Here is a 17,936-nt window from a genome sequence, read left to right on the forward strand (position 1 = left end):
GGGGCGGATGCACAACGCATCCGCCCCTCGGCACGCTCGGCTTTCCTAGGCAGGGCCCGCCGGGGAAAGCTCCGGCTCGAACCCCGCCACGTCGGCACAGCCGCCCAGCCGCCGCCGCATGACGTCGATGGCCTGCGGGTTCTGGTCGACGCAGACAAAGCTGCGGTCGAGGGCAGCTGCCACCGCGCCGAGGGTGCCGGAGCCGGCGAAGAAGTCCAACACCCAGTCGCCCGGGCGACTGCTCGCCGCGACCATGCGGCGCAGGAGGCCCTCCGGCTTCTGGGTTGGGTAGCCGGTCTTCTCCTTTCCCGTGGGGGAGACGATGGTGTGCCACCAGACGTCGGTCGGCAGCTTGCCGCGGGCAGCCTTCTCCGGCGTCACCAGCCCGGGCGCCATATACGGCTCGCGGTCGACTTCGGTGCTGTCGAAGTAGTAGGCCTTGGGGTTCTTGACGTAGACCAGGATGTTGTCGTGCTTGGCGGGCCAGCGGTTCCTGGCCCGCCCACCGTAGTCGTAGGCCCAGATGATCTCGTTCAGGAAGCAATCGCGGCCGAACAAGGCGTCGAGGAGCACCTTCGCGTAGTGCACCTCGCGGTAATCCAGATGCAGGTACAGGGTGCCATCGTCAGCGAGCAGGCGCCAGGCTTCCTCAAGCCGGGGTTCGAGGAAGGACCAGTAATCGTCGAAGACGTCGTCATAGCTGGCCAGCATGCCCTTGATGGTCTGGTAGGAGCGGCCCTTGAAGCCGACCCGGTCGCCTTCTCCGTCGGCGCTGCGCACCATTGATGTCTGCTGCCGGCGCTGCACCCGGCCGGTATTGAACGGCGGATCGACGTAGATCATCGTGAAGGCACCGTCCGGAAGGGTCGGCAGAAAAGCGGCGTTGTCCGCATGGACAACCAGGTTGCCGCCTTCCGGCGTCCAGGTCGGCCCGGCCGGCTCAGCGAAAGCCTCGGTCACGTGCGCAACTATTCGGCTGCGGCGGGGCCGGTTGTCTTGACCACTTCGCCGTTGCGGCGGCGCGTACGGGTCCGGCGCCGGCGCGGCTTGGCGTCCTCATTGCCAGCCTGTGCCGCGGCTGCTGCACCGGTTTCGGCCGTTGTCGCGGTGGTTTCCTCGCCGGCCGCAGTAGAGGAACGACGACGGCGGGTGCGGCCCGCGCCCGAACGTGTACCTTCCGTGCGGCCGCCTTCAGCGCGCCCGCCCTGGCCGCCCCTGCCGCCGCGAGGGCGGCTGCCACCGCGGGAGTTTTTCTTGCCGGTCTCGCCGAGGTCCTCGAGTGCCTCGGCGTCGACGCCGGCGAGCTTGCGCTGGCCGCGCGGCAGGCGGCCCTTCGTGCCTTGCGGGATGTCCAAGTCCGTGTAGAGGTGCGGCGAGGACGAGTAGGTTTCCACCGGTTCGGGGACGTCCAGGCCGAGCGCCTTGTTGATCAGGCCCCAGCGGGGGACGTCGTCCCAGTCCACGAAGGTAATGGCCGTGCCCTTGTTGCCGGCACGGCCGGTGCGGCCCACGCGGTGCAGGTAGGTCTTTTCGTCCTCAGGGCACTGGAAGTTGATCACGTGGGTGACGTCATCGACGTCGATACCGCGGGCAGCGACGTCGGTGGCGACGAGTACGTCCACCTTCTCGTTCCGGAAGGCGCGCAGCGCCTGCTCACGGGCGCCCTGGCCGAGATCGCCGTGGATCGCGGCAGCGGCGAACCCGCGGTCCACGAGCTCCTCGGACAGCTTGGCCGCGGTGCGCTTGGTCTTGGTGAAGATGATGGTCCGGCCGCGGCCTTCGGCCTGCAGGATGCGGGCGACAACCTCGTCCTTGTCCAGGGCGTGGGCGCGGTAGATGACCTGGCGGATATCCTTCTTGGTCATGCCCTCGTCGTCGGGATCGGCAGCGCGGATATGCGTCGGCTGCGTCATGTACCGTCGGGCCATGGCGACCACGGGGCCGGGCATCGTTGCCGAGAACAGCATCGTCTGCCGGACGGCCGGGGTGGCGCCCAGCAGCGTCTCCACATCCGGCAGGAAGCCCAGGTCCAGCATTTCGTCGGCTTCGTCGAGGACGACAATCCGGACGTTCTTCAGGTTCAGGTGCCGCTGGCGGTGCAGGTCGATCAGCCGGCCGGGGGTTCCCACAACGACCTCCACGCCCTTGCCCAGTTCTTCGATCTGGGGCTCGTAGGCGCGGCCGCCGTAAATGGTGGAAACCCGCACGTCCCGGTGCTTGGACGCAGTTTTGAGGTCCTGGGCCACCTGGACGGCGAGTTCGCGGGTCGGAACGACCACCAGGGCCTGCGGGGCGCCCGGTGCGGGAAGCTTGTCGAAGCCTTCATCCGACGGGCCGATAACGCGCTGCAGGGCCGGAATGCCGAAGCCGAGCGTCTTGCCGGTACCGGTCTTGGCCTGGCCGATGATGTCGTGGCCGCTGAGGGCCACGGGGAGGGTCATGGCCTGGATCGGGAAGGGGTGGGTAATGCCGGCGTCGAAGAGGGAACGGACAATGTCTGCCCGCACGTCGAAGTCGGCGAAGGTCTGCTGCGGCAGCTCGTGCGGCCGTTCGTCCGAGGCCAGCGTCGCTTCGACGGCAATCTCTTCGGTGCTGTTGTCCGCGTGGAGCAGGTGCACCTGGTCCGCGGTCTGGTTTTCAGTGTTCAATTACGTAACCGTTCGATAAGGCGCCTGCGCTGCCGGTGCTCAACTGCACGGCCGCTTGCGCACAGCCGTGCAGGAACTGTCCCGGAGGCTGCAGGCGCATCCAGCGGAAGCCGATCGCGGGCTAACAACTGCATGCCGGATCATGGCCAAGCAAGGCCGATCCGGCGAACAAAAGATCGCGTAGGGGCGGATCTGTTGAGTTGAAACTCTCAAAGTCTTCGAACAATCAACGACCGGGCATCCAGTTCTACGTCTCCCAGTCTACCGGGCAGAGGCAAATCGGCAGCGGTAACGCCCGTCCTGCCCCGGGCGGGACCGGTCAGCTGTGGACGGTGACGAGTTCGAACCGCACCGAGCGTTTGGCAATGTCCGCCTCGACCAGCCGGGCGCGGATCGACGTTCCCGGTTCGAGCTCGCCGTCGCAGCGCGCGGTGACCGCAGGCGCGCTGAGCTGGATAGTGCCGTGCGGCACGGCTTCGCGGCGGCCGTTGCCGTTACTGTTGGTTCCGTTGCCATGGTTGTTCTGCCGGGCGCTGATGACGACGGCGTCGAACTCCTCGCCGACACGGTGGCTCAGCAGTGCGGCCTCCACGGCGTCCAGCGAAGCCCGCTCGAGCCGCGAAGCCAGCTGGTCCGAGGCCGCCATCAGCTCGGGCAGGACGGGCAGGGCCTCGCGCACCCAGTCGGGCACTTCGTTGCCCGCGACGAGGGCTTCGCAAATCAGCAGGACGAACCGGTCAACCAGGCGGCGCAGCGGGGCAGTCGTATGGGCATAGGGGGCGGCGATAGCGGCCTGGAGCTGCTCCTCGGGCGGACCGCCGTCGAAAGGTGTATAGCCGGCGCCGCGGAAGAGCGAAGCGGCCGCATTCATCAGCGCCAGTTGCTTCGGCTCCGCCGTGTCCAGGCCGCGCAGGTACTCCCCGTAGGCGATGTCCTGCGGCCACGGATGGCCCAACGCCTTGGTCTGGCGGCGGAATTTGGCTTCGGACTCGGCATCCGGGGCCGGCATGGTGCGCAGGATGCCGATGTTGCCGTCCAGCATAATGCGCGCCGCGGCCATGCCGGTCATGAGCGAGATCTGCGCGTTCCAATCCTCCACGGGAAGGGCAGGCCGGGCGACGATGAAATAGTGCCGGCCGTCGTGGGCGATCTCCTCTTCCGGCAGTTTCAGGCTGGCGCCGCCGCGCTGAAGCTCCAGCGCCTGGCGCTTGCAGCCAATCTCTTTCAGCAGCTCCAGGTACTCGGGGGCGGTACCGGAATCGATGTCCTGCTGGACCTCCTCGTACGTGAGCTGGGCCCGGCTGCGAACCACCGCACGGAACAGCGCTACCTGCGCAACGTTCGCTCCGCCGTCGAGCGCGAACTCCCAGACAAACGCGCTGCGGTCCCGGTCCGGCAGGAGGCTGCCGGCGTCCTCGCTGATGGCTTCCGGGTGCAGCGGGATGCGCCCGTCCGGCGCATAGATGGTCTGGCCGCGCCGACGCGTCGCTTCATCGAGTTCCCCTCCCGGCTCAATGAACGAGGGAACATCCGCGATGGCGTACCAGACCTTGTAGCCGCTGCCGTCCCGTTCCAGGTACATCGCCTGGTCCAGGTCGGTGGAGCCGGGCGGGTCGATCGTGATGAAGTCCAGCCCGGTGAGGTCGCGCTCCGGCAGCCGCTGCTGCGCGATGGCCTTCTCCGCCTCGGCCAGCACCGATGGGGTGAAATGGCCGGGCAGTTCCAGTTCGGTGCGCAGCTCCTTCAGCACCCGTGCGAGCAGGTGCTGCGACTCGTTGACCTTGGCATCCACGTGGGGGTACGGCACAGCCCCAGCCTAGTCCCGGGGCGCGGATTCCGTCAGGTTACGCTGGAACCATGAGCACCGAACAACAGCCGTCGCCGCTCGCGGCCGGTCCGGAAGAAGCCCACCGGCAATACGTGATCGACCTGTACGGGGTCATGGCATACGGGGAGCTCTCGGCCTTCGAACGCTTCTCTTCCGACGCCCGCTTCTCCCCGACGCTGCGGGACCGGGCGGAGATCGGCCGGCTGGCAGTGACTGAGTTCGAACACTTTGAACTCGTGAGCGCCGAGCTGGCGCGCATGGGTGTGGACGTGCAGGCCGCCATGGCTCCCTTCCAGGCCTCGATCGACGCGTTCCACGAGCGGACGCGCCCGGGGGACTGGTACGAATCCCTGATGAAGGCCTACGTTGCGGACTCCGTGTCCGGTGATTTCTACCGAGCCATTGCCAGCCGGCTGGACCCGCAAACCCGCGCGGTCGTCGCACGGATCAAGGAGAACGACGGGCAGCTGGCGCTGCTGACGACCCGGCTGTCCCAGGCGCTGGAGGGCAACGAACGCCTGGCGTCGCGCCTGGCGCTATGGGGCAGGCGGCTGGTCGGCGAGGCCCTGACCCAGGCGCAGCGGATCGGGATCGAGCGGGCCTTCCTGGGTGCCCTGCTCGGTTTCGACGAGCCGGGTGCCCAGGAGACCGTTACCGCCGAGCTCTTTGCCGACCTGACCCGCAACCACTCGCGGCGGATGAATGCGCTGGGCCTGACTGCCTGAGCCTCGACCGGTTCACAGCGGCGGCAGCGCCGCCTTCAGCTTGGCTGCGGCCGCGGCCGGATCATCGGCTTCGGTGATCGCACGTACGACGACGACCCGCCGGGCGCCTGCGCCGGTCACCTCTTCGATGTTGTCCAGTCCGATCCCGCCGATGGCGAACCAGGGCTTGGCGGAGCCGGTGGCAGCTGCCTGGGCGGCGGCCTCGGCGACCAGCTCCAGGCCGACGGCGGACCGGCCGGGTTTGGTCGGGGTTGCCCAGACGGGACCGGTGCAGAAGTAGTCCACGTCGGGAGCTCCGAGGGCGGCCGCGACCTGTTCCGGGGTATGCGTCGACCGGCCGATGGCGGTGCCGCCGCCCAACAGGCTCCTGGCGGCTGCCGGGGGAAGGTCGCGCTGGCCGGCATGGAAGACCGGGGCGCCGGCGACTGCAGCCAGGTCGGCCCGGTCGTTGACCGACCACAGCCCGGTATGCCGCGCGGCAACACGGGCCAGGGTGCCGAGCAGCTCGAGTTCTTCGGCGGCCTCGAGGCTCTTGTCCCGCAGCTGGATGATGTCCACGCCGCCGGCGTACGCAGCGTCGAGGAACTGTTCGAAATCGCCCTGCTCTTTGCGGGCGTCGGTGCACAGGTACAACCGGGCTGAGCTCAAATCCATAGCTGCCACCATAACCGCTTCGACCGCCAATCCGGTCCTGGCCGCCGCCGTCTGGAGGCTGCCAAGGGGTTTCAGCGCAGCGGCCAATTGGATGTCCCAAGTGGGCGGTGCCAGCGAGTAGACTGGTCGCGACACTGCGGGAGCCTGATTCCGCGGCATCCGGCCCTGTGCCGATGCCGGCAGGCTGAGAGGGTGCTGGGCACCGACCGTTGAACCTGATCCGGTTCGTACCGGCGTAGGGAAGGAATTGCGGACTTGGCTGTTCGGAAACATGTTGCCGTCATCGGCGCAGGCGTGGTGGGGCTCGGCATCGCTTATGAGGCGCTCCGGCGGGGCCATCAGGTGACTGTGGTGGATCCGTCCCCGGCAGCCGGCGCCACCTTTGCAGCGGCCGGCATGCTCGCGCCGGTCAGCGAGCATTACTACCAGGAAGAGCAGCTGCTGGCGCTAACCACGGAATCGGCGCGGCTGTATCCGGCCTTCCTGCAGGGACTCGGTCCAACCGGCCACCAGACGAACGGAACGCTGGTGGCGGGCTTCGATGCGGGGGACCGTCTGGCGCTGGAGGAACTGCGCCGGGCCCAGCTGGCCCAGGGCCTGCAGGTGCAGCAATTGACCAGCCGCGAGGCGCGGAGGCTGGAACCCGGGCTGTCGCCGGCGCTGGCCGGAGCCTTCCTTGCTTCCGGAGACCACCAGATCGATCCCCGGGCGCTGGCCGCGGCATTGCTGGCAGCGCTCGCCGAGGGCGGAGCGGCACTGGTCCGCCGCCGCGCCACCGCGGTGGTGAGGCTGCCCACGGGGGAGGTGTCCGGCGTCGTACTTGATGACGGCACCCGCATCGCCGCGGACGAAACGGTGGTGGCCAACGCGCTGGCAGCGCCGGAGCTGGACGGACTGCCCGAATCCGTGCGGCTGCCGCTGCGTCCGGTGTACGGGGACATCCTTCGGCTGCGGGTGCCGCCGGCGCTCCGTCCGCTGGTGCAGCTGACGGTCCGCGGACTGGTGCGCGGCCTGCCCGTGTATCTGGTGCCGCGGGAGGACGGGACCGTCGTCATCGGCGCCACCTCGCGCGAAGACGGATCGGATGCACCGTCCGCGGGTGGCGTGTACCAGCTGCTGCGCGATGCCCAGGCGCTCGTGCCGGCCGTCTCCGAACTCCAGCTGGAAGAGGCCACCTGCCGGGCGCGGCCCGGCACACCGGACAACGCGCCGCTGCTGGGCCGGATCACGGTGGGCGGTGCCGACCTGCCCGGGCTGCTGGTCGCGACCGGGTTCTTCCGCCACGGCGTCCTGCTCACGCCGGTGGCAGCCAGGATTTGTGCCGATCTGATCGATGGGATGACCGTGCCGGCGGAGCTGCTGCAGTTCCGCCCGGACCGGTTCAGCAACAGCATGGAAGGAAGCCAACGATGAATATCACGGTCAATGGAACGCGGCAGCCGCTCTCTGCGGGGACGACGCTGCTTGACCTGGTGGCGGCCACGACCGGCCGCCGCCTGACCAGCGAGGGCAGGCCGGACGACGGCGGCCGGCTGGGAGTCGCCGTGGCGCTCAACGCCGAAGTGGCGCCGCGCACGAGCTGGGCCGGTACGATGCTGGCCGACGGCGACGGGGTGGAACTGATTACTGCGGTGCAGGGAGGCTGACATTGGAAGAGCTGGTCATCGATTCGGTCACCCTCGGCTCGCGGCTGATCATGGGCACCGGGGGAGCGCCGAGCCTGGACGGCTTGGGCGCAGCCCTGCTCGCCTCGGGCACGGAACTGACGACGGTTGCCATGCGGCGCTACAGCCCGGACACCGGCGCGTCGCTGTTCGAGCTGCTCGAGCGCCACGGCATCCGGATCCTGCCGAACACGGCCGGCTGCTTTACCGCCCGCGAAGCCGTGCTGACGGCGGAGCTGGGGCGTGAGGCACTGGAGACGGACTGGGTGAAGCTGGAAGTCATCGCGGACGAGGAAACCCTGCTGCCGGATGCGGCAGAGCTGCTGGAAGCCACCGAGCAGCTGGCCGGGCGCGGCTTCAAGGTCTTCGCCTACACCAATGATGATCCGGTCCTCGCGCGCCGGCTCGAACTCCTCGGCGCCGTCGCTGTCATGCCGCTCGGCGCGCCGATCGGGACCGGGCTCGGGATCCTCAATCCGCACAACATCGAGCTCATTGCCTCCCGCGCGAGCGTCCCGGTGGTGCTCGATGCCGGGATCGGGACCGCATCCGACGCGGCGCTGGCGATGGAACTGGGCTGTGACGCGGTGCTGCTCGCGACGGCGGTGACCCGGGCGCAGGATCCGGTGCGGATGGCGCAGGCCTTCAAACACGCCGTGATCGCCGGTAGGCTGGCCGCTACGGGCGGCCGTATCCCCAAACGCCGGCACGCACTGGCGTCGTCGAGCTTCGCCGGCCGTCCGGACCTGTAGCCTGGAGCCCCACAGCCGGAGGAAACATGAGCGCGGACGATATTCTCAACCGGACCCAGATCGACCAGCAGCTGAGGACGCTGCCGCACTGGCGCTACCGGCAGGGCGGGCTGGTGACTGTCTACAAGCTGGAGAACGGCCGGGCAGCGCTCGATTTCATCGCCGCTGTGGGGGACCTGGCCGAGGAGTCGAACCACCATCCGGACCTGGACTGGCGGTACAACCGCGTTTTCCTGCGCCTGACCTCCCATGATGCCGGCGGCGAGGTGACCACCCGGGACATCTCGGCGGCAGGGGCGGTCAGCGAACTGGCGGACCGGCTGGGCGCCGAGGTGCGGCCACAGGAGTATCGCAGCTTTGCCATCGCGGCGGACACCAAGGAGCCGGCCCGCATTTCCGGTATCTGGAAGACGGCGCTGGGCTACAAGGAAGGCCGCCAGGGGGAACTGGTGGACCCGCACGGCCGGGGCCCGAACGTCTGGTTCCAGCACACTCAGTCGCCGGCGGAATCGCGGCTCCACCTGGATGTGTATTATCCGCTGAGCGACATCCAGCACGTGGTCGCCGCCGCAGCGGAGGCGGGCGCTTCGCTGGACGACGCACACGCGCCCTCCTGGACGATCGCCACGGATGCGGACGGCAACCGGATCTGCCTGTGCACCGAGCACCCGGACAGCGAGGACGGCTGACGGACTCGGCGTCAGCTACGGCTGCGCCCGCAGCAATCGCAGCAGTTGCAGCTTCAGGACCCGAGAGCAGCGTCCAGCCGCTCCAGGTCTGCTGCGGTGCGCCGGCGTCCGAGGAACCAGGCCGTGAGCCAGACCGCCGGGATCGAGAAGACCATGGGCAGCAGCCAGCTGAGGAAATGGATACCGGGTTCGGAGCCGAGGCCGGCGGCCATGAGCACGAACCAGAGCAGGACTGACGCGGCGATGCCCACTGCCGGCAGCAGCATTACGCCGTACGCCTGCCTGTTCCTGTCGATGGCCCAGCCGATGGCGCCGACGGACGCCGCGGCCAAGACCAGCAGGACCAGTTCAACCATGCTCGAAGACAGCGTCCGGGATCAGAGGGCGCCGAAGCCCACCCGGCGGGGTTCCTCGGCTCCGATCTCGACATAGCCCAGCACGTTCGAGGGAACGATCACCAGATTGCCCTTGGCGTCCTTGAGGCGCAGTTCCGCGCCGCCGTTCATCGCGCGGGAAACCAGCTCGGCGACTGCGTCTGGCGTTTCGGAAGAGTCGATGACGAGTTCCCGGCCGACGTTCTGGATGCCGATCTTGATTTCCACGCTTTGCCTCCTGTTTGGGACGATCCCTACGCTTCGAAATCTATCCTAGGTCTCCTTGGGGAAACGTGAAATTCCGCGCCAAGCTAAACGGTAGATGAGGTCGACGGCGGCTTCACGGTCCAGTCCGCCGCTGGCCTGCAGCCAGTAGCGGGCGCTGATCTGGGCCATCCCCGCCAAGGAACGGCCCAGGAGCGTCGCCTCTCCATCGCTGAGCTTGGTCTCTTCGGCGATGACTGACGCGATCGCCGAAGCCAGTTGGGCGTTGAAATCCTCCAGCCGGCCGCTGACTTCCGGATCATTGTTCAGGTCCGATTCGAACACCAGCCGGTGCGCCTGGCTCTCCTGCGCAATAAAGCGGTAATAAGCGTCCATCGTCGCATGGACCCGCAGCTTGTTGTCGGTCGTGGAATTGAGCGCCGCCATGAGCATGGCGGTCAGGGTTTCCAGATGGTTGTCCAGCAGGGCCAGGTAGAGTTCCCGTTTGCCGGGAAAGTGCTGGTAGAGCACCGGCTTGCTCACGCGCGCCGTTTCCGCGATCTCGTCCATGGCCGCACCATGGTAGCCGTTGGCCACGAAGACCTCGTGGGCGGCCTGCAGCAATTGGCGCCGCCGCTCCTCGCGCGGCAGCCTGGTGGGCCGGGCTGCCGGCCTGGATTCAGTGCTCACAGTCTGCGCAACCTAACCGGCGCCTCCGGGCCGCGGCGCCATCTGCGGAAAAATCAGCTATCAATCCGCAAGTTTACCGCCGGTAGCCTACAGCGTTCATTTTTGTCCCGATTCCGTGCAGTCGGCGTAGATTGGCACTATGAGTACGCAGGAATCCGTGGCGCTGCCTCCGCTCGTTGAGCCCGCAGCTTCACTGACCCCGGAGGAGATGCAGCGCTATTCGAGGCACCTGATCATTCCCGAGGTGGGGCTGACGGGGCAGTTGCGGCTGAAGAACGCCAAAGCTCTGGTCATCGGAGCGGGCGGTCTCGGATCGCCGGCGATGTTGTATTTGGCTGCCGCAGGAGTGGGCACGATCGGCATCATCGATGACGACGTGGTGGAGGCGAGCAACCTCCAGCGGCAGGTCATCCACGGTGTCGGCGACCTGGGCCGGAGCAAAGCCCAATCCGCACGGGACAGCATCCTGGAGCTGAACCCGGGCACCGCCGTCGTACTCCACGAGACGAGGCTGGATTCCGCCAATGCCCTGGACATCTTCTCCCGCTACGACGTGATCTTGGACGGGACGGACAACTTCGCCACCCGGTACCTGGTGAACGACGCGGCGGCGATTTTGGGCAAGCCCTACGTCTGGGGGTCCATCCTCCGCTTCGACGGCCAGGTCAGCGTCTTCTGGGACCGGTACGGGCCGAACTACCGCGACCTGTATCCGGAGGCGCCTCCGGCCGGTTCCGTCCCGTCCTGCGCGGAAGGCGGCGTGCTCGGCGTGCTGTGCGCGCAGATCGGTTCCGTCATGGTCAACGAGGCCATTAAGCTCATCACCGGGATCGGGACGACGTTGCTCGGCCGCGTACTTATCTTCAACGCGCTGCACATGAGCTGGCGCGAGCTGAAGGTCCGCAAGGACCCGTCGGGGGAGCCGATCACTGAGCTCGCCGACTATGAAGCGTTCTGCGGTGTGGGCCCTGCGCCCGTCGTGGACACGGAACATACGGTGGGCGCGGCGGAGCTGGCGCGGCTGCTGCGGTCCAAGGCCGACGGCGGCGAAGACTTTGAGCTGATCGACGTCCGGGAACCGGGGGAGTACGAGATCGTCAGCATCCCCGGGGCGACGTTGCTGCCGAAAGGTCGGATCCTGTCGGGCGAGGCCGTGGCGGAACTGCCGCGGGACAAGGAGCTCATTCTGCACTGCAAGAGCGGCGCGCGTTCGGCCGAGGTCCTGCAGGACCTGCTGGACCGGGGGTTTACCCGGCTGCGCCATCTCGACGGCGGAATCCTGGCGTGGGTGCGCGACGTGGAGCCGGAGAAGCCGGTGTACTGACGCCGGCGGCGTCAGGCGGAAGCGGCCTCGCCGAGGCCGGCTTCATGCGTCACCGGGCAGCTGTCTTCCGACACGGCGGGCCGCGGCTCTTCGACGCTGATGCCGTAGAGCGCCTCCAGGGCGGCGACATATTCGTCCTGCCGGCCGCTGGCGGCGAGTTCGCGGGCACGCACGGTGGGCAGGTGCAGCAGCTGCTTGACCATGCGGCGCATGGCGAACTCGACTTCCTGGGCCGGGCCGGTGCAGCCGTGCTGCGTGCGGACCTTCTCCAGTTCCGTTTCCAGCACCTGCATGGTGTGGCGGCGCAGCGCAACGATGGCGGAGTCGATGGACCGGGCCTGCTGTTCCTCTTCGAGGCACGGGCGGCATGCGAGACGATCTCCGCGGCCTGCCGGACGGATTCGGCCTGCTCCTCGGGTGCCGCCAGCCGGACGGATTCGAGCGTGATCAGGTCAACGCCGTCCAGGTCGCCGACAGCCGGATCGAAATCGTGGGTCAGGGCCAGATCGATGATCGTCAGCGGTTTGCCGGCTTCCCGCCGGACCTCTTCGACCTCGGCGGCGCTGACCTGGTGGTCGCTGCCGCTGCAGCCGATGACGACGTCTGCTGCAGCCAGGGCCGCCGGCAGCGACTCATCCGTCAGCGGGGTGCCGCCGCGGGTCGCCGTGAAGGTGCGCGCCCGGCCGGAGGAGGAATAGACGGAGACGTTCGCGCAGGAGCGCTCCCGGAGCAGGGCCATCGTTGCCCCGGCGTAGGCCCCGGTGCCGAAGACGACGACGTTCTTGTCCGTCCAGCTGCGGTCTTCGGCAAGATCGGTGGCCAGTTCGAGCGCAACCGAGACGATGGAGAGGCCGCGTCCGCCGAGGGCGGTCTGGGCTCCCACGTCTTTGGCCGTCCGGGAGGCACTCTGGAAAAGCCGGACCAGGGAGCCGCTGGCGGTTCCGGCCTGCTGTGCCACGTTCAAGGCACGGCGGACCTGGCCGGCGATCTCGCGTTCACCGATGACGGCTGAATCCAGGCCGGCGCCGACTGCGAAGAGGTGCCGTGCCACATCGGGTCCGGTGTTCACGGCGAAGGACTGTGCGACGAGTTGCTGGTCCAGCCCGGACTGCCGGGCGATCTCGGCGACGAGGGCGGAACGGGCCGGCTCAACGGTGGCGTCGGAGCCTGTTTCGCAGTAGAACTCGACACGGTTGCAGGTGGCCAGGACGACGGCTCCGGATACCGGGGTCCCGTCTGCGAGCACGTTGGCAGCGACCTCGGAGGAGCCGGCGCTGAGGCGGGCTACCGTTTCCAGGTCCAGATCGGAGTGCGTCGCAACGAGAGAAAGTAAAACCACAGCGTGTCCTATCTTAGCGGCTGCCCTGCAGCAGCACTTCTTAGGGTGCCCTGTTCACCCTGTGTTTTCGCTGGGTTAACGTCGTGATATTAGCCACTCCGCCCGATCCCGGCTGCTGCCGCAGGCCGTCCGCCGGACCCCGCGTTGGCCTTCACAGCGGAGGGCAAGGCAGAATCGGAGCATGACTCTGAACGCTTCCCACCCGTTGATGGATGGCCGCACCGCGGACTCGGACCTGATCACTGCCTACCGCGGAGGGAAGCCCGAACGCCGCCCCGTCTGGTTCATGCGCCAGGCCGGACGCTCGCTGCCGGAGTACCGTGAGCTGCGCCGCGGAATCGCGATGCTGGATTCCTGCCTCAAGCCCGACCTGGCCGCCGAAATCACCCTGCAGCCGGTCCGCCGGCATGATGTGGACGCCGGCATCTTCTTCTCCGACATCGTGATACCGCTCAAGCTGGCCGGAGTCGACGTCGACATTGTCCCCGGCGTCGGTCCCGTCCTCGGCACCCCAGTCCGCACCGCCGCGGACGTCGCGAATTTGCCGGTCCTGGACGACGAGGCGCTGGAGCCGATCCGGGAAGCTGTCCGGCTCACCGTGGCCGAGCTTGGACGCAAGCCGCTGATCGGCTTTGCCGGTGCGCCGTTCACGCTGGCGGCCTACATGGTCGAAGGCAAGCCGTCCCGCGACCATCTCGGTCCCCGCACGATGATGCACGCGGAACCGGACACCTGGCGTGCCCTGGCGAACTGGGCGGCCGACGCCTCCGGCAAGTTCCTCCGGGCGCAGCTGGAAGCCGGTGCGAGCGCCGGCCAGCTGTTCGATTCCTGGGCGGGATCGCTGGGGGTGGCTGACTACCAGCAGCATGTCGCTCCGGCCTCCAAGCGCGCTCTGGACCACGTCCGCGCACTGGGCGCGCCGCTGGTGCACTTCGGCACCGGGACCTCGGAGCTGCTGCCGGCCATGCGCGATGTCGGCGTGGATGTGATCGGCGTGGATTACCGCCTGCCGCTGGACGAAGCGAACCGCCGCCTCGGCGGCACCACGCCACTGCAGGGCAACATCGATCCGGCGCTGCTGGCGGCTCCTTGGGAAGTCCTCGAACCTCATGTCCGCCAAGTACTCGCCGCCGGCGAAGCCGCCCCCGGCCACGTGGTCAATCTGGGCCACGGTGTGCCGCCGGAGGCGGATCCGGCCGTGCTGACGCGGGTTGTCGAGCTGATCCACTCGGTGGCGCCGTAGCCATGCCGAACCGCCAGCACGCCGGGCAGGCCAAGGCCGCGACCGCAGTCGTGGTCGGCGGCGGCATCGCCGGACTCGTTTCGGCACGGGAACTGGCCCTGCAGGGCATCGACGTGACCGTGTTCGAAGCATCCGGCCACTGCGGCGGCTGCGTGCGCCGGCATGATGTGGCAGGTTTCCTGCTGGACGCCGGCGCCGAATCCTTCGCCACCCGGTCCAAGGCCGTCTCGGACCTGGCCGAGGAACTCGGCCTGGGGGACGAGCTGGTCCAGCCGGACCCTGCCGGCGCCTGGCTCCAGTTGCCCGAGTCCGCCCGGCCGCTGCCCAAGAGCGGCATCCTGGGGATCCCGGCGGACCCGATGGAGCCAGGGGTCATTGCGGCGATAGGACGGGCGGCAGCATTGCGCGCCGCCGCGGACAAGGTACTTCCGCTGGGGAACCTGCTGGGAAAGGACCGCCTGAGCCTGGGGGAGCTCGTCCGGACACGGATGGGCCACTCGGTGCTCGAACGGCTGGTCACGCCGGTGGCCGCCGGTGTCTACTCCGCCGATCCGGATGTGCTGGATGTCGACTCGGTGGCGCCGGGCCTGCGCGCATCGGTGGCGAGCCACGGCTCCTTGCAGGCTGCCGTGGGCGCCATGCGCAAAGCGGCACCGGCCGGCTCCGCGGTGGCCGGCATCAACGGCGGCATGGGCCGCCTCACAGAGGCGCTGCTGGCGGACCTTGCGCAGCGCGGGGTGTCCGTGCGGACCAAGGCCCGGGTATCCGCCGTTTCCAAGCACGACGGCGAGTGGCGGGTGGAGTCTGCGGCCGGCACCTTCCAGGCGCAGGGCCTCGTGATCGCGGCCGACGGCGGGAGCGCAGTCGACCTCCTGGCGCCCGGCCTGCCGGGTTTTGAAGGACTTCGCCCTGAACCGGGGCCGGCTGTCGCGCTGGTGACGCTGGTCCTCGACGAGCCGGAGCTGGACGCCCATCCGCGCGGCACCGGCCTGCTGGTGGCTGCCGGTGCGGACCGGATCCGGGCGAAGGCCCTCACCCACGCTACGGCCAAGTGGCCCTGGCTGGCTGCGCAGACCGGACCCGGAACGCATGTGCTGCGCCTGTCCTACGGCCGCGCCACCGGAAAGCCGGAATCCGCTCGAGGCGAGGACTTCACCGGATGGGCGGACGAGGCGCTGTACCGGCAGGCGCTCGCGGACGCGACGGAGCTGATGGGGGTGCCGGTTGCCGACGCGGACATCCTCGGCTGGAAAGTCGTCCGCTGGACCGCGGCACTGCCCTCGGCCACCGTGGGGCACCGCGACCGGGTTGCCGCGGTGCGGGAACTCGCGGGCACCTGGGAACGCCTCCAGCTGGCCGGCGCCTGGCTGGCCGGGACCGGCTTGGTCGCCGTCGTCACCGATGCCCGCGCCCGCTCGCGTCAGCTGGCCGCGGAACTGGCCGCACCGCCGTCGTAATCTCCGCAAAAGCTTCTACAATGTGTAGAAGTTGCCGTTTTCGACTAACAACTATTCAGAAGGCAGACTGTTAAACATGAGTGAAACGTCCCCGTCCGGATCAGCCAGCGCTACCGAAACCCAGCAGAAGGAAACCCTGTTCTACACCCTCTGGACTGTCTTCAAGCGCTCCGGTGCCGACATCGCCGATTCGGCCATCGCCGAATTCGACTCGACCGTTGCCGCCTTGGGCGACAAGGGAATCACGCTGCGCGGCGCCTATGACGTCTCGGCCATGCGCGAGGATGCAGACGTGATGATCTGGCTGCACGGCGCCGAGCCGGACCAGTTGCAGGCCGCCGTGCGCACCATCCGCCGGACGGGCCTGTTCGAAGAGACGGACCTGGTGTGGTCGGCGATGGGCGTGCACCGCGACGCGGAATTCTCCAAGGACCACAGTCCGGCCTTCTCCCGCGGCGAGGAACCGCAGTCCTGGCTGTGCGTGTACCCGTTCGTCCGCTCGTATGAGTGGTACCTGCTGCCGGCCGAGGAACGCGGCAAGATGCTCCGCGACCACGGCCTGCTGGGCCGCGACTTCCCGCAGGTGCGGGCCAACACCGTCGCGTCCTTCGCGCTGGGCGACTGGGAATGGATCCTCGCGCTGGAGGCCCCGGAGCTGATCGACCTGGTGGACCTGATGCGCCACCTGCGCTACACCGACGCCCGCAACCATGTGCGCGAGGAGATCCCGTTCTACACCGGCCGCCGGATCAGCACTGCGGAGATTGCGGAGGTGCTGCGGTGACCACCGCCGGTTCCGGCCTCGATCCCCTGGCCGGAGTGGATGAGAACGGCCGGATGGCACCGAAGCGCTACGACGCCATCGTCCTGGCCTCCTTCGGCGGACCCGAAGGCCAGGAGGACGTCATTCCGTTCCTGCGCAATGTCACCCGCGGCCGCGGCATCCCCGATGAGCGGCTCGAGGAAGTCGCCACGCACTACCGCTCGTTCGGCGGGATCAGCCCGATCAACGCCCAGAACCGGGCACTGAAGCAGGCGCTCGAGGCCGAGCTGGACCGCCGCGGCATCGACCTGCCGGTCCTGTGGGGCAACCGCAACTGGGCGCCGTTCATCGCCGACACCTTCCGCGAGGCCTACGACGCCGGGCACCGCCGCGTGCTGGCACTAAGCACCAGCGCCTACTCCTGCTATTCCAGCTGCCGCCAGTACCGCGAGGACTTCGGCATGGCACTGGTCGAGACCGGTCTGGCCGGCAAGCTCGAAGTGGACAAGGTGCGCCAGTACTTCGACCATCCCGGCTTTGTCGAACCGTTCGTTGAAGGTGTGGCCGAGGGGCTTGCCGCCGTCCGTGCCGAACTGGCTGCCAAGGGCGAGCCGGACGCTCCGGTGCACATCATGTTCGCCACCCACTCGATCCCGATCGGCGACGCCGAAGCAGCCGGCCCGCGCGGCGTGGAGTACGAGGGCGGCAGCGCCTACGTTGCCCAGCATCTGGCCACGGCGCAGGCGGTGCTGGACCGGGTGCCGGAAGCCGCCGGCGTCGAATGGTCGCTGGTCTACCAGTCCCGGTCCGGCGCGCCGCACGTGCCGTGGCTGGAGCCGGACATCAACGACGCCCTCGAGGAACTGCCGGGCAAGGGCATCAGGGGCGTAGTGATTGTGCCGCTGGGCTTCGTCAGCGATCACATGGAAGTCGTCTGGGACCTCGATACGGAGGCGCTGCAGACCTGTGCGGCCCTCGGCCTGGCCGCCAAGCGCGTGCCGACGCCCGGCGTCCACGCGAAGTTCGTCGAGGGCCTGGTGGACATGGTCTGCGAACGCACGGTCGAAAACAACATTGCCGAGCGTCCGGCGACGACGTCCCTTGGCCCGTGGATGGATGTCTGCATGCCGAACTGTTGCGCGAACCGGCGGGGCGAGAAACCGACCGTGGCCGGAATGGATTCCACCGTGGGGACTGGCGCGCAGTGACTGGGAACATCCGCGTCGGAACCCGCGGCAGCGCCTTGGCCGTGACCCAGACGACGACCGTTGCCGAGGCGCTGTCCGCCGGTGGCCGGCTGGACTACGAGCTGGTCCGGATCCGTACCGAGGGTGACGTGCTGAAGGGCTCGCTGGCCCAGATCGGCGGCACCGGTGTCTTCGTCGCCGCCCTGCGCGAGGCGCTGCTCGATGACCGCTGCGATATCGCCGTGCATTCCTTGAAGGACCTGCCCACGGGGATAGCCGAGGGACTGCAGATCGCTGCCTACCCGGAGCGCGTCGATGTCCGCGATGCGCTGTGCGCGCGGGACGGCCTCGACCTGGCCGGCCTGCCCGCCGGCGCCAAGGTCGGCACCGGTTCC

17 protein-coding genes, 2 pseudogenes and 1 riboswitch are annotated in these 17,936 nt (G+C 68.4%); of the genes and pseudogenes, 11 read left to right on the top strand and 8 right to left on the bottom strand.

Annotated elements, in window-relative coordinates; translation table 11 throughout:
* Positions 1–45: 45 nt before the first annotated feature.
* The 3 genes from D477_RS16050 to D477_RS16060 form a co-directional block, all read right to left on the bottom strand.
* Positions 46–960 (bottom strand): DNA-methyltransferase, encoded by a 915-nt coding sequence (locus D477_RS16050; RefSeq protein WP_005271850.1) that lies wholly within the window; start codon positions 958–960, stop codon positions 46–48.
* Positions 961–968: 8 nt separating this feature from the next.
* Positions 969–2,648 carry a DEAD/DEAH box helicase gene (locus D477_RS16055; protein WP_005271853.1) on the bottom strand — a complete coding sequence of 560 codons (1,680 nt, stop codon included), beginning with the start codon at positions 2,646–2,648 and terminating at the stop codon, positions 969–971.
* A gap of 319 nt (positions 2,649–2,967) precedes the next feature.
* Complete coding sequence (locus D477_RS16060; protein ID WP_005271855.1) at positions 2,968–4,455, bottom strand: RNB domain-containing ribonuclease; 1,488 nt, start codon at positions 4,453–4,455, stop codon at positions 2,968–2,970.
* Positions 4,456–4,505: 50 nt separating this feature from the next.
* On the opposite strand from D477_RS16060, the gene D477_RS16065 reads away from it, so the two are divergent.
* Entirely contained in the window at positions 4,506–5,201 is a 696-nt protein-coding gene (locus tag D477_RS16065; RefSeq protein WP_005271857.1) for a ferritin-like fold-containing protein, read from the top strand.
* Between the two features lie 12 nt (positions 5,202–5,213).
* Here the strand turns inward: D477_RS16065 and thiE are convergent, their stop codons facing one another.
* The gene (gene thiE / locus D477_RS16070; RefSeq protein WP_005271858.1) at positions 5,214–5,855 is read right to left on the bottom strand and encodes a thiamine phosphate synthase; all 642 of its coding nucleotides are present in this window, start codon (positions 5,853–5,855) and stop codon (positions 5,214–5,216) included.
* 126 nt (positions 5,856–5,981) lie between these two features.
* Positions 5,982–6,114, top strand: a riboswitch (TPP riboswitch).
* Between thiE and thiO the strand changes: the two genes are divergently transcribed.
* The 4 genes from thiO (at position 6,111) to D477_RS16090 (ending at position 8,960) form a co-directional block, all read left to right on the top strand.
* Positions 6,111–7,268, top strand: a complete 1,158-nt coding sequence (thiO, locus tag D477_RS16075; RefSeq protein ID WP_005271861.1) for a glycine oxidase ThiO — start codon at positions 6,111–6,113, stop codon at positions 7,266–7,268. Its footprint overlaps the riboswitch before it by 4 nt.
* Positions 7,265–7,501 (top strand): sulfur carrier protein ThiS, encoded by a 237-nt coding sequence (gene thiS, locus D477_RS16080; protein WP_005271864.1) that lies wholly within the window; start codon positions 7,265–7,267, stop codon positions 7,499–7,501. The genes thiO and thiS overlap by 4 nt, the downstream gene beginning before the upstream one ends.
* 2 nt (positions 7,502–7,503) lie before the next feature.
* Positions 7,504–8,271, top strand: coding sequence for a thiazole synthase (locus D477_RS16085; protein WP_005271868.1), 768 nt, complete (start codon positions 7,504–7,506; stop codon positions 8,269–8,271).
* Positions 8,272–8,297: 26 nt separating this feature from the next.
* Positions 8,298–8,960, top strand: a complete 663-nt coding sequence (locus D477_RS16090) for a 4a-hydroxytetrahydrobiopterin dehydratase (RefSeq protein ID WP_005271871.1) — start codon at positions 8,298–8,300, stop codon at positions 8,958–8,960.
* 53 nt (positions 8,961–9,013) lie between these two features.
* Here D477_RS16090 and D477_RS16095 read toward each other — a convergent pair whose 3' ends face one another.
* From D477_RS16095 to D477_RS16105, 3 genes are read right to left on the bottom strand one after another with little or no spacing between them, the layout of a single operon-like run.
* The gene (locus tag D477_RS16095; protein ID WP_005271874.1) at positions 9,014–9,316 is read right to left on the bottom strand and encodes a hypothetical protein; all 303 of its coding nucleotides are present in this window, start codon (positions 9,314–9,316) and stop codon (positions 9,014–9,016) included.
* Positions 9,317–9,337: 21 nt separating this feature from the next.
* Positions 9,338–9,562: a DUF3107 domain-containing protein gene (locus tag D477_RS16100; RefSeq protein WP_005271876.1), complete on the bottom strand. Its 225-nt coding sequence runs from the start codon at positions 9,560–9,562 to the stop codon at positions 9,338–9,340.
* Between the two features lie 45 nt (positions 9,563–9,607).
* The gene (locus tag D477_RS16105) at positions 9,608–10,228 is read right to left on the bottom strand and encodes a TetR/AcrR family transcriptional regulator (protein ID WP_052510820.1); all 621 of its coding nucleotides are present in this window, start codon (positions 10,226–10,228) and stop codon (positions 9,608–9,610) included.
* Between the two features lie 139 nt (positions 10,229–10,367).
* Between D477_RS16105 and moeB the strand changes: the two genes are divergently transcribed.
* Entirely contained in the window at positions 10,368–11,552 is a 1,185-nt protein-coding gene (gene moeB / locus D477_RS16110) for a molybdopterin-synthase adenylyltransferase MoeB (protein ID WP_190273580.1), read from the top strand.
* Between the two features lie 11 nt (positions 11,553–11,563).
* Here moeB and D477_RS16115 read toward each other — a convergent pair.
* A pseudogene (locus D477_RS16115) lies at positions 11,564–12,891 on the bottom strand (glutamyl-tRNA reductase).
* A 181-nt stretch (positions 12,892–13,072) separates the two neighbouring features.
* Between D477_RS16115 and hemE the strand changes: the two are divergent.
* From hemE to D477_RS16140, 5 genes and pseudogenes are all read left to right on the top strand, one after another.
* The gene (gene hemE, locus D477_RS16120) at positions 13,073–14,134 is read left to right on the top strand and encodes a uroporphyrinogen decarboxylase (protein WP_005271881.1); all 1,062 of its coding nucleotides are present in this window, start codon (positions 13,073–13,075) and stop codon (positions 14,132–14,134) included.
* Between the two features lie 2 nt (positions 14,135–14,136).
* Positions 14,137–15,591 carry a protoporphyrinogen oxidase gene (hemG, locus tag D477_RS16125; RefSeq protein WP_005271883.1) on the top strand — a complete coding sequence of 485 codons (1,455 nt, stop codon included), beginning with the start codon at positions 14,137–14,139 and terminating at the stop codon, positions 15,589–15,591.
* A 76-nt stretch (positions 15,592–15,667) separates the two neighbouring features.
* Complete coding sequence (gene hemQ, locus D477_RS16130) at positions 15,668–16,375, top strand: hydrogen peroxide-dependent heme synthase (RefSeq protein WP_005271885.1); 708 nt, start codon at positions 15,668–15,670, stop codon at positions 16,373–16,375.
* 53 nt (positions 16,376–16,428) lie between these two features.
* A complete protein-coding gene (locus D477_RS16135) occupies positions 16,429–17,562 on the top strand; it encodes a ferrochelatase (protein WP_052510822.1) in 1,134 nt (377 codons plus the stop codon).
* Positions 17,559–17,936, top strand: a pseudogene (locus tag D477_RS16140) (hydroxymethylbilane synthase); the annotation flags it as partial. The gene D477_RS16135 and the pseudogene D477_RS16140, both read left to right, overlap by 4 nt.

This window comes from Arthrobacter crystallopoietes BAB-32 (assembly GCF_000328305.2).
In the GTDB taxonomy this organism is placed as follows: Bacteria; Actinomycetota; Actinomycetes; order Actinomycetales; family Micrococcaceae; genus Crystallibacter; species Crystallibacter crystallopoietes_A.